9 protein-coding genes and 1 riboswitch are annotated in these 13,522 nt (G+C 63.0%); of the genes, 7 read left to right on the forward strand and 2 right to left on the reverse strand.

The features are described from left to right. Together ACT6QG_RS05640 and ACT6QG_RS05645 are read right to left on the reverse strand one after the other, a co-directional pair. Positions 1-648, reverse strand: coding sequence for a TenA family protein (locus ACT6QG_RS05640; RefSeq protein ID WP_444976597.1), 648 nt, complete (start codon positions 646-648; stop codon positions 1-3). Between the two features lie 53 nt (positions 649-701). After that, positions 702-816: riboswitch (TPP riboswitch) on the reverse strand. Positions 817-934: 118 nt separating this feature from the next. Beyond that, a complete protein-coding gene (locus ACT6QG_RS05645) occupies positions 935-1,816 on the reverse strand; it encodes a helix-turn-helix domain-containing protein (RefSeq protein ID WP_444976598.1) in 882 nt (293 codons plus the stop codon). Between the two features lie 268 nt (positions 1,817-2,084). Between ACT6QG_RS05645 and ACT6QG_RS05650 the strand changes: the two genes are divergently transcribed. From ACT6QG_RS05650 to ACT6QG_RS05680, 7 genes are all read left to right on the forward strand, one after another. After that, the gene (locus ACT6QG_RS05650; RefSeq protein ID WP_444976599.1) at positions 2,085-4,271 is read left to right on the forward strand and encodes a TonB-dependent siderophore receptor; all 2,187 of its coding nucleotides are present in this window, start codon (positions 2,085-2,087) and stop codon (positions 4,269-4,271) included. Next, the gene (locus ACT6QG_RS05655) at positions 4,265-5,068 is read left to right on the forward strand and encodes an ABC transporter ATP-binding protein (RefSeq protein ID WP_444976600.1); all 804 of its coding nucleotides are present in this window, start codon (positions 4,265-4,267) and stop codon (positions 5,066-5,068) included. The genes ACT6QG_RS05650 and ACT6QG_RS05655 overlap by 7 nt, the downstream gene beginning before the upstream one ends. Further along, on the forward strand, positions 5,065-5,976 hold the full coding sequence (locus ACT6QG_RS05660; protein ID WP_444976601.1) for an iron-siderophore ABC transporter substrate-binding protein: 912 nt from the start codon (positions 5,065-5,067) through the stop codon (positions 5,974-5,976). The genes ACT6QG_RS05655 and ACT6QG_RS05660 overlap by 4 nt, the downstream gene beginning before the upstream one ends. 5 nt (positions 5,977-5,981) lie before the next feature. Continuing rightward, positions 5,982-7,985: a Fe(3+)-hydroxamate ABC transporter permease FhuB gene (gene fhuB, locus ACT6QG_RS05665; protein ID WP_444976889.1), complete on the forward strand. Its 2,004-nt coding sequence runs from the start codon at positions 5,982-5,984 to the stop codon at positions 7,983-7,985. Then, positions 7,978-9,057 carry an SIP domain-containing protein gene (locus tag ACT6QG_RS05670; RefSeq protein ID WP_444976602.1) on the forward strand — a complete coding sequence of 360 codons (1,080 nt, stop codon included), beginning with the start codon at positions 7,978-7,980 and terminating at the stop codon, positions 9,055-9,057. Before fhuB ends, ACT6QG_RS05670 begins: the two co-directional genes overlap by 8 nt. Then, positions 9,044-10,804: an ABC transporter ATP-binding protein gene (locus ACT6QG_RS05675; RefSeq protein ID WP_444976603.1), complete on the forward strand. Its 1,761-nt coding sequence runs from the start codon at positions 9,044-9,046 to the stop codon at positions 10,802-10,804. Before ACT6QG_RS05670 ends, ACT6QG_RS05675 begins: the two co-directional genes overlap by 14 nt. Positions 10,805-11,311: 507 nt before the next feature. Continuing rightward, positions 11,312-13,390, forward strand: coding sequence for a carbon starvation CstA family protein (locus tag ACT6QG_RS05680; protein WP_444976604.1), 2,079 nt, complete (start codon positions 11,312-11,314; stop codon positions 13,388-13,390). The last annotated feature ends 132 nt before the right edge of the window (positions 13,391-13,522 follow it).

The following is a 13,522-nucleotide window of genomic DNA, read 5'->3' on the forward strand; positions in this document are numbered from 1 at the left end:
CTAGTTCTCGCCCTCATAGGCTGCATCGAAGAAATCACGCTCCAGACGGACAGCACGGCGGAAGAAATCGTGGCTCACATCAGCCTCCGCCGGCCCCACCCGGTCCAGCTCATCGCGCAGGAAGGCGACGAAAGCGCGGAAGTCCGGGTTGTCATGCAGGATGATCCATTCGGCATGTACAAAGCTGGCGGGCAGGGGCTGCTTCGCCTTCACCGCCCAGTCCAGATACAGCCCTTCCGCCACATTCAGGACGGAGAGCACCGCAGCATAGGAGCGGGTGGTGGCGGCTTCCTGCATGATGGCCTTGAAACCGGCGGTGGGTGCGGTGTCGGGTGTGTTGTTCCGGGTGGCCTCATCCACGCCCAGCGCCTCGAACGCGCGCAGGAAATAGGTGTTTTCCTCACTGGAAACCATGCCGGCAAAGCGGCCAAAGCGCAGCCGCGCCTCGAAACTGTCCGCCGTTGCCATGGCGGCGCCCAGCAGGGTGAGGAAACTGTCCAGAAAGCGGTGATCCTGCACCAGATAGCGTGCCATGACAGGGTTGGCGATGGAGCCGTCGAGCAGTTCCCGCACGAAGCGGTGGTCCACCGCCTGCGCCCACAGCTGCGCATTGTCCTGTCTCAGGGTTTCGGTGAAGCGCGCGCTCATGGTTTTCCTTCCTCAGCAAGGTGAGGCCGACGAGAAGGCGGGAGAAAGCCGGGCTGGCTGAAAAACCCCATCCCTTCGCCGGCATGATCCGGATCAGGTGCGAAGGGTCACCGCGCTGCAGGGCCAGCGGTCTCTCAGCCCCTTGGCAGGGCTCCCCTTGGTCTGGCTGTTGTAGGCAATCGCCCGGGCTTTGTCACCCGCCGCACGTTTGACCCGGGCTTTGGAGAATGGTTCCAGAATGCTGATTTTTCTGGGATTCCCGGCCATTCGCAAGCTGAAGGACGGGTCAGCCCCGGTGGGTCCGCCGCCATGCCGCCGGCGTTATGCCGCAGGCGCGGCGGAAGGCGCGGGTGAAGTGGGCCTGATCGGCAAAGCCGGCGGATGCCGCGATATCTGCCAGCGAAAGCTCTTCGCGCGTCAACATGTCCTGCACGCGCTTCATCCGCACTTTCATGTGCCACTGGTGCGGCGGCAGGCCGGTGGCGGCCTTGAAGGCATGGCTGAAATAGGACTGCGACAGCTCTGTCAGTTCCGCCAGTTCCTGCATGCGGATGTTGCGCATGCAGTTGTCCTCGATGAAGCCCTGTACCCGCTTGAGCTGCCGGGGGGAGAGAGCGGAACGGCGCGAGGACGGGGTGGGGCCCAGTTTCATAAGGTCAATGAACAGGGCCAGCATCAGCCCGTCACCATACAGGTCATGGCGGCTGTCCGGCTCCATGCACTCCTGCGCGATCAGGCGGGCAAGGCCATGGATGCGGTTGTCAGTGAAATCGAGCCGGGGAGTGGAGAGCACATCCTCATCGAGATCCTCGCCAAGGCGGCGGGAGAGGGTGTCAATATCGAAATGCAGGTCGAGATGGCGCAACTGGCCCGGTTTCTCGATGCGGGACCAGAGCGGCATGCCGGCGGGCACGAAGCTCATGTGGCGGGGCGCGCGGCTGGCGCTGAGATTGGTATCCGGCCCGGTCAGTCGTACCTGGGTGCCCGTTTCGCTCTGGTCGAGCACGACAAACAGGCGGGCATCGTGCGAGATATATTCCCCGCGCGCACCGGCCGCGCAGTGTACATGCCACACATCCGCAACCACGCCGTTCCAGCGCCGCCAGCGCAAATCCTCAAGGATTGTGATGCCTTCAATCGAGGAGGTCATGCGCGGTTGAAAGGTCATGTGCTGCATTCTCTGCGTTGCGCGCCTCCATCCGGTTGCGCGTGCCGTGTCCTGCCCAGAGTAGTTTTGAAGCGGTCCATTTCAGGCACAAGGCCTGTTCAATATGGAAATCCGATGCAATATCATGACAAAAATTGTCAAAGCGCAAGAGGAACAGACAATCCGTTCGCACAAGCCATTGCTATGAGGGCAGTAGTCGACGTCTGCAAGACCAGACTGTTACTTTTTAATAGTTCTTAATTGAGCGCAATGGCGTGCAGGTGATGACATGAACAAGATCGGCGATCCGCTAGACAGGCACTTGCTGCACAGGTCTGTGCTGTTCTGTGGCGTTGCCATGGGGGCAGTTGTGGGCGCGGCGATGATATCCGGGCCGGCCATGGCGCAGTCTGCCGGGCAGGCGGTCGATCAGAATGGCAATGTCATCGAGCTTCAGCAGGTCGATGTGGAGGGCGCGGGCGAAACCGCGACCGGCCCTGTCGATGGCTTTGTCGCGCGCATCACGCAGGCCGGCTCCAAGACCGAAACGCCGCTGATTGAAATTCCGCAGTCCGTTTCCGTGGTCACGCGGGATCAGATGGACGTGCGCGGCGTGCAGAATATCGGTCAGGCGCTGGATTATTCCGTGGGTGTGGTGGGCCATACGCTTGGCACGGACCCGCGGTTCGATTCGCCACTCATCAGAGGGTTTTCAGCTTCCAAGAGCGTGTATCTCAACAGTCTCAAGTTCATGCGGGATTTCGGGGCCATTGCATTCGAGCCTTATGGTCTTGAGCGTATTGATATTCTGCTCGGTCCGGCATCGGTGCTGTACGGGCAGGGGAACCCCGGCGGCCTGATTGATCTGGTGTCCAAGCGCGCCACCTTCACGAATTTTGCCGAGGTGCGCGGGGAAATCGGCAGTTTTGAGCGTTATGTCGGGGCGTTCGATGTGGGCGGGCTGCTGTCGCCGGAATTCTCCTACCGCCTGACCGGTCTGGCGCGTTCCAGCGGCATGCAGACGGATGATGTGAGCGACAATCGTCTGTTCTTCGCGCCCACATTCACCTGGCGGCCGAATGACCAGACCTCCTTCACGGTGTTGGCGAACATCCAGTATGATGAGGCCGGCACGCCGGTGGGGCTGCCGGTGGAATATACGGTCAAGCCGTTCCGCAACCTGCTGCCGCGCAGCATGTTTCTGGGCGACACCAACTATGACAGCTCGCACCGCACCATGGCCACCATCGGCTATGAGTTCAGCCACAAGCTGAACGACAACTGGGAAGTGCGCCAGAACGCCCAGTATATGAAGCTGACCTGGGATTATAAGAACATCTATTACAGTTCTCTTGTGCCGGGCGCCCCGACCCAGGTGGCGCGCGGAACCTCGCCCAACTATGAGAACCAGGACACGATTTCCATCGATAACCAGCTTGAGGGCCGGTTCGAGACCGGCCCGCTGTCTCACACCTTGCTGGTGGGCTTTGATTATCGCTATTTCGACCAGACGCGGACTGTCGAATTCGGCACCGCGCCGAATATCAGCCTGCTGTTCCCCAATACCGGCATGCCGATCATGCACCAGCCTTGGTACATGTCGCACCTCAGCGGTGACATGAGCCAGATGGGCCTGTATGTGCAGGACCAGGTGAAGCTCGACAAATGGGTGCTCACTGCCGGTCTGCGGCAGGACTGGGCCTCGGTCGATACCACCAATGTGACCAATTTCGGCATCACGGAACAGGATCAGGATGATGAGGCGCTGACCGGGCGTCTGGGGCTCACCTATCTGTTCGATAATGGCATTGCGCCTTATGTCAGCTATTCCACTTCCTTCGATCCGGTCATCGGCACCATGCCGGTGGTGCTTGGCGGCGCGCCGTTCCAGCCTTCCAAGGGCGAGCAGTGGGAAGCCGGCGTCAAGTACCAGCCCCTGGACTGGAGAGGCTTCCTCACGGCGGCCGTCTATGATCTGCGGCAGAAAAACGTGCTCACCAACCAGCTGATCGGCGGTGTCGACTACCAGACCCAGATGGGCGAGGTGCGGGTGAGGGGGCTGGAGCTTGCGGCCACGGCCAGTCTTGCTGAAGGTCTCGATCTCCTCGCCAATTACACCTACATGAATGCCGAGATCATGGAAGGCCAGTATGCCGGAAACCGCCCCGGCGGTGTGCCTCAGAACATGGCCAATCTCTGGCTCAACTACACCTTCAGGAATGGTCCGCTTGCCGGCTTCGCCCTGGGTGGTGGCATGCGCTACATGGGCTCGCGCTATACGCTGGACAACAACAACCTGTTCCTTGGGGCCAATACACTGTTCGATGCGATGGTCAGCTATGAGAAGGGCCCCTTCAAGGCCCAGCTGAATATCAACAATATTGCGGACGAAACCTATGTTTCCGGCTGCGGTTCCTTTGGCTGCTATTATGGTGATGGCCGCAGCCTGCTCGCACAGGTCATCTATAAATGGTGAGCCCTGGCATAAAGGGCGGTGGTGCGCTGTGGGAGATCGAGGATCTGGGCGTGCATATCGGCACGCGCGAAATTCTCGCGCCGCTCACCCTCTCGCTCGCCGCCGGGCAGGTCTATGGGCTCATCGGGCCGAACGGGTCCGGCAAGAGCACGCTGCTGAAAATCCTGGCCCGGCAGTTGATGCCGGGCAAGGGCGTTGTGCGTTTCGAGGGGGTGCCGCTCGGGGAATGGGGTGGGCGCGCCTTCTCGCGCAAGGTGGCCTATATGCCCCAGTTCACCCCGCCAGCCGAGGCGATGACGGTGCGCGAGCTGGTGGCTCTGGGGCGCTATCCCTGGCATGGCGCGCTGGGCCGTTTCGGCGGGGAGGATGAGGCCGCGGTGGAAGCCGCCATCCAGCGCACCGGCCTGAAGACCTATGAGAGCCGGATGGTGGACAGCCTTTCCGGCGGCGAGCGCCAGCGGGCATGGCTGGCCCTGATGCTGGCGCAGGGCACACGCTGCCTGTTGCTCGATGAGCCGACCTCCGCCCTCGACATCGCGCACCAGATCGAGGTTCTCAACATCGTGCGCGAACTGGCCGCCGATGGCGGCGACATGACCGTGCTGGTGGTGCTGCATGACATCAATCTCGCCGCGCGCACCTGTGATGCGCTGGTGGCGATCCGGGCCGGGCATCTGGTGGCGCATGGTCCCTCGCGCGAGATGATGACGCCGGAAACGCTGAAGGCCATTTATGGCATCGAGATGGGGGTGGTGCCCCATCCCCTCAGCGGCGAGCCGATGGGGTTCGTTCTATGAGGGGGCTTTCGCGCCGTGCATTTCTCGCGGGCGGGGCCATGCTGGCGGCGGGCGGGGCTTTGGAGGCGAGCGAAACACGCTTTCCCATGCAAGGCGGCTTCACCCTGCCGCGTGTGGCGACCATGGACTGGGGCCTGCTGGAAACCCTGCTGGCCATGGGTGTCATCCCGGTCGCCGCCCCGGAACTGGTGCTGTACCGGCAGGTGGTGGTGGAGCCGGCGGTGCCGCCACAGGTGGTGGATATCGGCCTGCGCGGCACCCCGAATTTCGAGGCCATCCTGCGGGCCCGCCCCAGCCTCATCTTCAATTCCAGCTATTATGTCGCCGCAGACCCGAACCTGCGCCTGATCGCCCCGGTGAAGACCATCTCCATCTACAAGAACGGGCAGATGCCATTTGTCATGGCGCAGAAGGCGGCCGAGCTGCTCGCACAGGCTGTGGGGCAGCCGCAGGCCGGGCCGGAACTGATCGCGCGCACCGATGCCCTGCTGGCGCATACACGCGGTGAACTGGCCGGGCATGGCACGCGCCCTGTCCTCATCATCAATCTGGGTGATGCCCGCCATTTCCGCGTCTTCGGTCCAGACAGCATGTTCGGCGAGGTTCTTGAACGCATCGGCCTGAAGAATGCCTGGACAGACGGCACCTCCTATTCTGCCTCCGCTCCGGTGGGGCTGGAGATGCTGGCGCGCTTTGCCGAGGCGGACATCATCATCGTGCCGCCGGTGCCTCCGGATGCCGGCCGCGTGCTGCCGCAAAGCGCGCTCTGGCGGGCGCTGCCGAATGTGCGCGAGGGGCGGGTGTATCTCATCGGCGCGATGAATCCGTTTGGTGGATTGCCGACAGCAATGCGATGCGCACGGCTTGTCAGCACCGCATTGCTGGGTGGGCCTGGAGGCGGATTGTGAGTGAGATGAGCCTGCCTTCTGCCCCGCAATCCTCCCCCGATACACGGCGTGGCACGAATGGCCTGTGGTGGGCGCTGGGCATCTTCGCGCTGGTGCTGTTCCTCACGGCCCTGCTGCGGCAGCCGGCCCTTTCCGGTGATGCGGAAACCATGCGCGCGCTGGAGGCGGCCCTGCTGTGGCACGGGCTGTTGCCGCGCATGGTGACAGCCATTCTGGCCGGTGCGGCGCTGGGGCTTTCCGGGGCTTTGTTGCAGCGCGTTCTGCGCAACCCGATTGCAGACCCTTCCACCCTTGGCATTGCGGCCGGCGCCCAGCTTGCGCTCACCGTGGCACTGGCTTTCGCACCGGCGCTGTTGGCATGGTCGCGCGAAGGCGTGGCGCTGGCCGGTGGCGCGGCGGCGGTGCTCATCGTGCTGGCCCTGAGCTGGAGACGGGGGCTTGATCCCGTCACGGTGGTGGTGGCGGGCATGACAGTCTCGCTCATGGCCGGGGCAGCCAGCGCGGCCATTGTGCTGGCGCAGGGCGAATATGTGCTTTCCGTTTTCATCTGGGGTGGCGGTTCCCTCCATCAGCAGAACTGGCAGGGCGCGATCACCATCGGCACGCGTCTTGTGATCTGCGCCGGCCTTGCGGCATTTCTGCTTCGCCCGCTGGCCATGCTGGCGCTGGATGATGTGGGCGCGCGCAGCCTCGGCGTGGCGCTGCTGGCGCTGCGCTCTGGCATCATTGCCATTGGCGTGTGGCTGGCCGCGAGCGTGATCGCGGAGGTGGGCGTCATCGGCTTCATCGGCCTTGCCGCGCCGGCCTTTGCCCGCCTTTCCGGTGCACGCACGCCGAAGGAGATGCTGCTGAAGGCGCCGCTGATTGGCGCGGTTCTGCTGGCGGTTGCGGATGGACTGGTGCAGGTGAGCGCGGGTGAAAGCGGAGACCTGATTCCCACCGGCGCAATGGTCGGCCTGCTGGGTGGGCCCTTGTTGCTGTGGCTGTTGCCCCGTGTGAAGTCCATCACCCCGCCCGCCCCGGTTTCCGCCTCTCATGCCCGGCGGCTCGGGCATCCATGGCGGGCGCTCGTCATGCTGGCCGGGGCAGGGGTGGTGCTGGGTTTTGTCGTGCTTTCTCTGGGTGCGGGGCCGGATGGATGGTCGTTCGCCACCGGGCGGATCCTGGCCGAGCTGATGCCGTTTCGTGCGCCCCGCACGGTGGTGGCGGCCGCGGCCGGGGCCCTGCTCGGGGTTGCCGGCGCACTGATGCAGCGCCTCACGGGCAATCCGCTGGCGGGGCCGGAGGTGCTGGGCGTGGGGGCGGGGGCTGGTGTTGGCATTGCCGCCGCGCTCATCTTCTTTGATATGCCGGATACGGGCATCCGTATGGCGGCCAGTGGCGTGGGGGCGCTGGGTGCGCTGCTGTTCATTCTCGCCATGGGCGCGCGCACCGGCTTTGGCCCGGAAAGGATGCTGCTGGCCGGCGTGGCGCTGGGCTGCATGTGCCTTGCCCTTCTCTCCGCCGTTTACGCCGCCGGGGGCTGGAACACCTTTCTCCTGCTGGGCTGGCTCAGCGGCTCCACAGACCGGGTGGTGGCCTCCGATGCCGTGTTGCTGACCCTGTGCGTGCTGGTGCTGCTTGCCCCATTGCCATGGCTGGGGCGGTGGATCGATCTTCTCGCCCTTGGCCCGGCGGTGGCCAGCGCCCTGGGTGTGCCGGTGCGCCTGAGCCGCCTGGTGCTCTCGGTGCTCGCGGCCCTGATGACAGCTGCGGCGACCCTTTTCGTCGGCCCTCTCAGCCTTGCGGGCCTGCTGGCCCCACACATGGCCCGGCTGGCAGGGTTTTCGGGCGGTCCCGTTTTCCTGTTCGCCTCCGCCATCATTGGCGCAGACCTGCTGATGCTTGCGGACTGGCTGGGCCGCACGGTGACATTTCCCTACCAGATTCCGGTCGGCTTTTTCGCGGCACTGGTGGGCGGGCCCTATCTCATCTGGCTGCTGCAAAGGGGAGGAACATCACGTGGCTGAATCCTTGAAGGCGGAGGCGAGCGTGTCCCTGCCCAATCCGGCAGAGGCCCTGGATGCCCTGCGCACCCGTTTCACGGATTATGCCGAGGTGACGGAGCGGGCAGGGGATGTGCAGTTCACCCATGCCCGGTTCGGTGTCATTTCGCTCAGCCCCAGGGCGGATGGTCTGGCGATGACCTGCATGGCCCCGACCTCCACCGCGCTCAGCCTTGGCAAGATGGCGCTGGCCGAAGCGCTGGCGGGGATGGGCGGGAAGGCCCCCGCCGGCCTGATCTGGCAGGGCGATGATGCCGGCGCCCGCAGCCTGCCCTTCTTCCGCGAGATGCAGGTGGTGCGCGCATGGAATGTGACGCCGCTGATGCGACGTGTGGTGCTGAAGGGGGATGCCGCCCATTTCGAGGGACCCGGCCTGCATGCGCGCGTGCTCATTCCCCCGCAGGGTCGCGCGCCCGTATGGCCGCATGCCGATGAAGGCGGGCGGATGGTGATGCCGAAGGGCGAGGATGCGCTCATCGCCCGGGTCTATACGGTACGCACGGTCGATCTGGCATGCGGTGAGGTGGGGATTGATGTCGCCCTGCATGACGGCGCATCCACACCGGGTGCGACATGGGCGCGCAATGCGCGGGCGGGCGATATTGTGGGCCTGCTTGGCCCCGGCGGCGGCGCGCCTGAGCCGGGGTCGTGGCAACTCTATATGGGCGATGAAACCGCGCTGCCCGCAATCGCGCGTCTGCTGGAAAAGCTGCCGAAGGATGCGCATGCCGTGGTGCGTATCGAGGTGGACAGCCCGAAAGAGGAACAGCATCTGCCCACGGCCGCCACGCTCGATTTGCGCTGGCTGCATCGTGGCGATACCCCTGCCGGCCTTTCCTCCCTGCTGGAAGAGGCCTTGCGGCAGGTGACGTTCCCGGATGATATGGCGTCTGCTCAAATCTTTGCCGGATGTGAGCAGGCGACCGCCCGCCGTCTTCGCCAGCACGCCACAAAAACCCTTGGCATTGAAAAGAAAAACACCTCCATCGCGGCCTATTGGCGTCTTGGTCATGAAGGCGTGGATGTCGGGGAATGATGAGCAGCCCGAGATGAATACCCTGAAGCAGTTCTTTGCCTATTATGCCCCCTATAAGGGGCTTTTCATTCTGGATTTTTCCTGCGCTATTCTTGCGGGCCTGCTGGAGCTGGGCTTTCCCATGGCGGTGGCCGCCTTTGTGGACCATCTGCTGCCGGCACAGGACTGGAACTATATTTTTCTGGCCGCGCTGGTGCTGCTGGCCATCTATGTTCTCAATACCATCCTCATGGTGGTGGTCACCTATTGGGGCCACATGCTGGGCATCAATATCGAAACGGATATGCGCGCCCGGGCCTTCGAGCATCTGCAGAAACTCTCCTTCTCCTTCTTCGACAACAATAAGACAGGCCATCTGGTGGCGCGCCTCACCAGCAATCTGGAAGAGGTGGGCGAGGTGGCCCATCACGGGCCGGAGGATGTGTTTCTGGCGGTGATGACCTTCCTCGGCGCCTTTGCGCTGATGCTCTATATCAATGTGCCGCTGGCGCTCATCGCCTGCATCATCGTGCCGGCCGTGGGCTGGACCACCGCCTATTATGGCGCGGCCATGACCCGGAATTTCCGGGCCCTGTTCCAGCGCATCGGCGCTTTCAATGCGCGGATAGAGGAGAATGTGGGCGGCATGCGCGTGGTGCAGGCCTTCGCCAATGAAGACCATGAGCGCACCCTCTTCGCCAGCGAGAACGCCAGTTATCGCCAAACCAAGCTGGAGGCCTACAAGCTGATGGCGGCCCACATGTCCCTGGGCTATATCGGCATGCGCTTCACGCAGGTGGTGGTGATGATTGCCGGCACCTGGTTCGTCATTCGTGGCGAACTCTCGAATGGCGGCTTTGTCAGCTTCCTGCTGCTGGTGGGGGTGTTCTTCCGCCCGCTGGAGAAGATCGCCGCGGTGGTGGAGATCTATCCCAAGGGGCTGGCGGGGTTCCGCTCCTATCTCGAATTCCTGAATACGGACCCGGATATTGCCGACCGCCCCGGCGCAAGAGTGCTTGGCGGGGAGAGCGGGCATGTGCGCGGCGAGATATGCTATGAGAATGTGAGCTTCGGCTATAGCGCCGAAAAGCCGGTGCTGCGCAATTTCTCCCTGCATATTCCCGCAGGGGAGACTGTGGCCTTTGTCGGCCCCTCCGGTGCGGGGAAGACCACGCTGTGCTCGCTTCTGCCGCGCTTCTATGAGGTCAGTTCCGGGCGCATCACCATTGATGGCATGGATGTGCGTGATGTGACGCTGGCCTCCCTGCGCAAGGCCATCGGCATTGTGCAGCAGGATGTGTTCCTGTTCGCGGGCACCATTCGCGAGAATATCGCCTATGGCTGCCTCGATGCAACGGATGAGCAGATCCGCGCGGCGGCGCATCGGGCACGGCTGGATGATTTGATCGTATCCCTCCCGATGGGCCTCGATACGGTGATTGGCGAGCGGGGTGTGAAGCTTTCAGGCGGGCAGAAGCAGCGCCTTTCCATCGCGCGCATGTTTCTGAAGGACCCGGCCATTCTCATTCTGGATGAAGCCACATCCGCACTGGATGCGGCGACGGAATGGGAAATCCAGCAGGCACTGGCCGCGCTGGCCCGGGGGCGGACAACGCTGGTTATCGCCCATCGCCTCTCCACCGTGCGCAGTGCCGACCGGATTGTGGTGGTGACCCCGGAGGGGGTGGCCGAGCAGGGCGCGCATCAGGATCTGGTTTCCGCCGGCGGGCTTTATGCGCAACTGGTGCATACCCAGCTGGCGGTGTGAGGGGCGAGCCGGCCATCTGCTGTTCCGGCGCCGCCGTGGCGCCGGAACATGCGCAGGCGCGATCCTGAAACGGGGGCATCGCGGAGATTCGAGCCGGAATGGAGGCCGTTTTACGGCCCGTCTCCGCACATGCCCGGCCCGTTGTCCTCAGTGTTGCGACCGCGAACAGTACTGCGGGGGCTTCATATTACCTAGGGTAAGTATTTATATGAGATGCAATGTATCATTTTTTGGTGATTATTGTTAGCTCTTGTATCCATTATGAAATATTCAGCCGGAGAAAAAAGATGGCGGTATCATGTGGCCGCCACTCGGCATATTTTGCCATGCAACAACGCAAGTGAATGCACTGCATTCAAGATGTGACTAAAGTATAAGTCCAGAGAAGTTGTTGACGGTTCTTTAAAGGTGTCGGAGAGTTTGGCGCTTTCCGTTAGGAAGGCAGCTCTGGCGCGCGGAACAGCCTGAAGAAAAAAGCGTGCGCCATCCGTTCAGGGAGTATGTCTCATGACAGGCGCAATACGCCGACACGGACCGTGGGCGGTCCTTGGTATCTTCGGTGCTATCGCTTTCGCTGTTATTGCAACACAACGCGGCGAAAATGTGAATGCCTTGTGGATTCTTGCGGTAGCTGTCGCAGTCTACCTCATTGCATATCGTTACTATAGCCTTTTCATCGCCCGCAATGTGATGCAGCTTGATGCCAGGCGCGCAACTCCGGCGGTGCGGCATAATGATGGCCTTGATTATGTGCCCACCCAGCGGCATGTGCTGTTCGGCCATCATTTCGCGGCCATTGCGGGCGCGGGCCCCCTGGTCGGCCCGGTGCTTGCGGCCCAGATGGGCTATCTGCCCGGCACCTTGTGGATTCTGGCCGGCGTGGTCATTGCCGGAGCGGTGCAGGACTCGATGGTCCTGTTCGTCTCCATGCGGCGCGACGGGCGCTCGCTGGGCGAGCTGATCCGCTCCGAGCTCGGGCCGGTTCCGGGGGTGATCGCGCTCATCGGTGCCTTCATGATCATGGTCATCATTCTGGCCGTGCTCGCGCTGATCGTGGTCAAGGCGCTGGCGGAAAGCCCGTGGGGCACCTTCACCGTGGCCTGCACCATTCCGATCGCGATCTTCATGGGGTTGTACACGCGCTATTTCCGGCCTGGCGCGATTTCGGAAGTGTCTGTCATCGGCTTCGTGCTGCTCATTCTGGCCATCGTCTATGGCCGCAATGTCGCCGAGGACCCCACCTGGTCGGCCATCTTCACCTTCACGGGCGTGGAACTCACATGGATGCTGATCGGCTACGGTTTCGTCGCCTCCATCCTGCCGGTCTGGCTGCTGCTGGCCCCGCGTGACTATCTCTCCACCTTCCTGAAGATCGGCGCGATCATCTGCCTCGCGCTCGGCATTGTCGCGGTGGCGCCGCAGATGCAGATGCCGGCGCTGACCAAGTTCGTGGATGGCACCGGCCCGGTGTGGTCGGGTTCGCTCTTCCCGTTCCTGTTCATCACCATTGCCTGTGGCGCGGTCTCCGGCTTCCACTCGCTCATCTCCTCCGGCACCACGCCGAAGCTGATCGAGAATGAAGTCGATGTGCGCTATATCGGCTATGGCGGCATGCTGATGGAGTCCTTCGTCGCGATCATGGCGCTGATTGCCGCCTCCATCATTGATCCCGGCGTGTATTTCACCATGAACAGCCCGGGCGCCGTCATCGGCACCACGCCGGAGAGCGCGGCCGCGGCGGTAACCGCCATGGGCTTCCCGATCACACCCGACACCATTCGCGAAGTGGCGGCGGATGTGGGCGAGCATACCATCATCTCCCGCACCGGCGGCGCACCGACCCTTGCTGTCGGCATGGCGCAGATCTTCGCCAATGCGGTGGGTGGCAAGGCCATGATGGCTTTCTGGTACCACTTCGCCATTCTGTTCGAGGCACTCTTCATCCTCACCGCCGTGGATGCGGGTACCCGTGCGGGCCGCTTCATGCTGCAGGACCTGCTGGGCCTTGTGGTGCCGAAGATGCGCGATACCACCTCATGGGCCAGCAATATCGTGGCCACCGGCCTGTGCGTGGCGCTGTGGGGCTTCTTCCTGTACCAGGGTGTGACCGATCCGCTCGGCGGCGTGAACACGCTGTGGCCGCTGTTCGGTATCGCCAACCAGATGCTGGCCGCCATTGCGCTCATGCTCTGCACGGTCGTCATCTTCCGCATGAAGCGTGAGCGTTATGCGTGGGTGACCATCGTGCCCATGGTGTGGCTCGTCATCTGCACCATGACGGCTGGCCTGCAGAAGATCTTCCATCCCAATCCGCGTATCGGCTTCCTCTCCCATGCGGAGCGGTTTGGCGACGCGATTGCCCGTGGAGAGATTCTGGCCCCCGCCAAGACGATGGACCAGATGCACCAGATCGTCAGGAATGACATCATCGATGCGGCACTGGCGGGCTTCTTCGTCCTCGTGGTTATCAGCATCATGATCTATGGCGTCGTCAGTTCGTGGAATGCGCTGAAGGCGCGCAGGTGGACAGCCCATGAGGTTGACGGACCTGCGGCCGGTTCCTCCCCGGCGGGTCGCGCGGCCTGAAGGCTGCCCGGCTGATCATCATCACGAACCCGCCCGGCGGAAGGCCGGGCGGGTCTCATATGTCTTGCCGCTTGGTGCCGGGCGAAATAGTCTGGCCGAACAGGGACCGGAGACATGCCATGTCCGTTCTGA

Source organism: Haloleucobacter ellipsoideus (genome assembly GCF_052491725.1).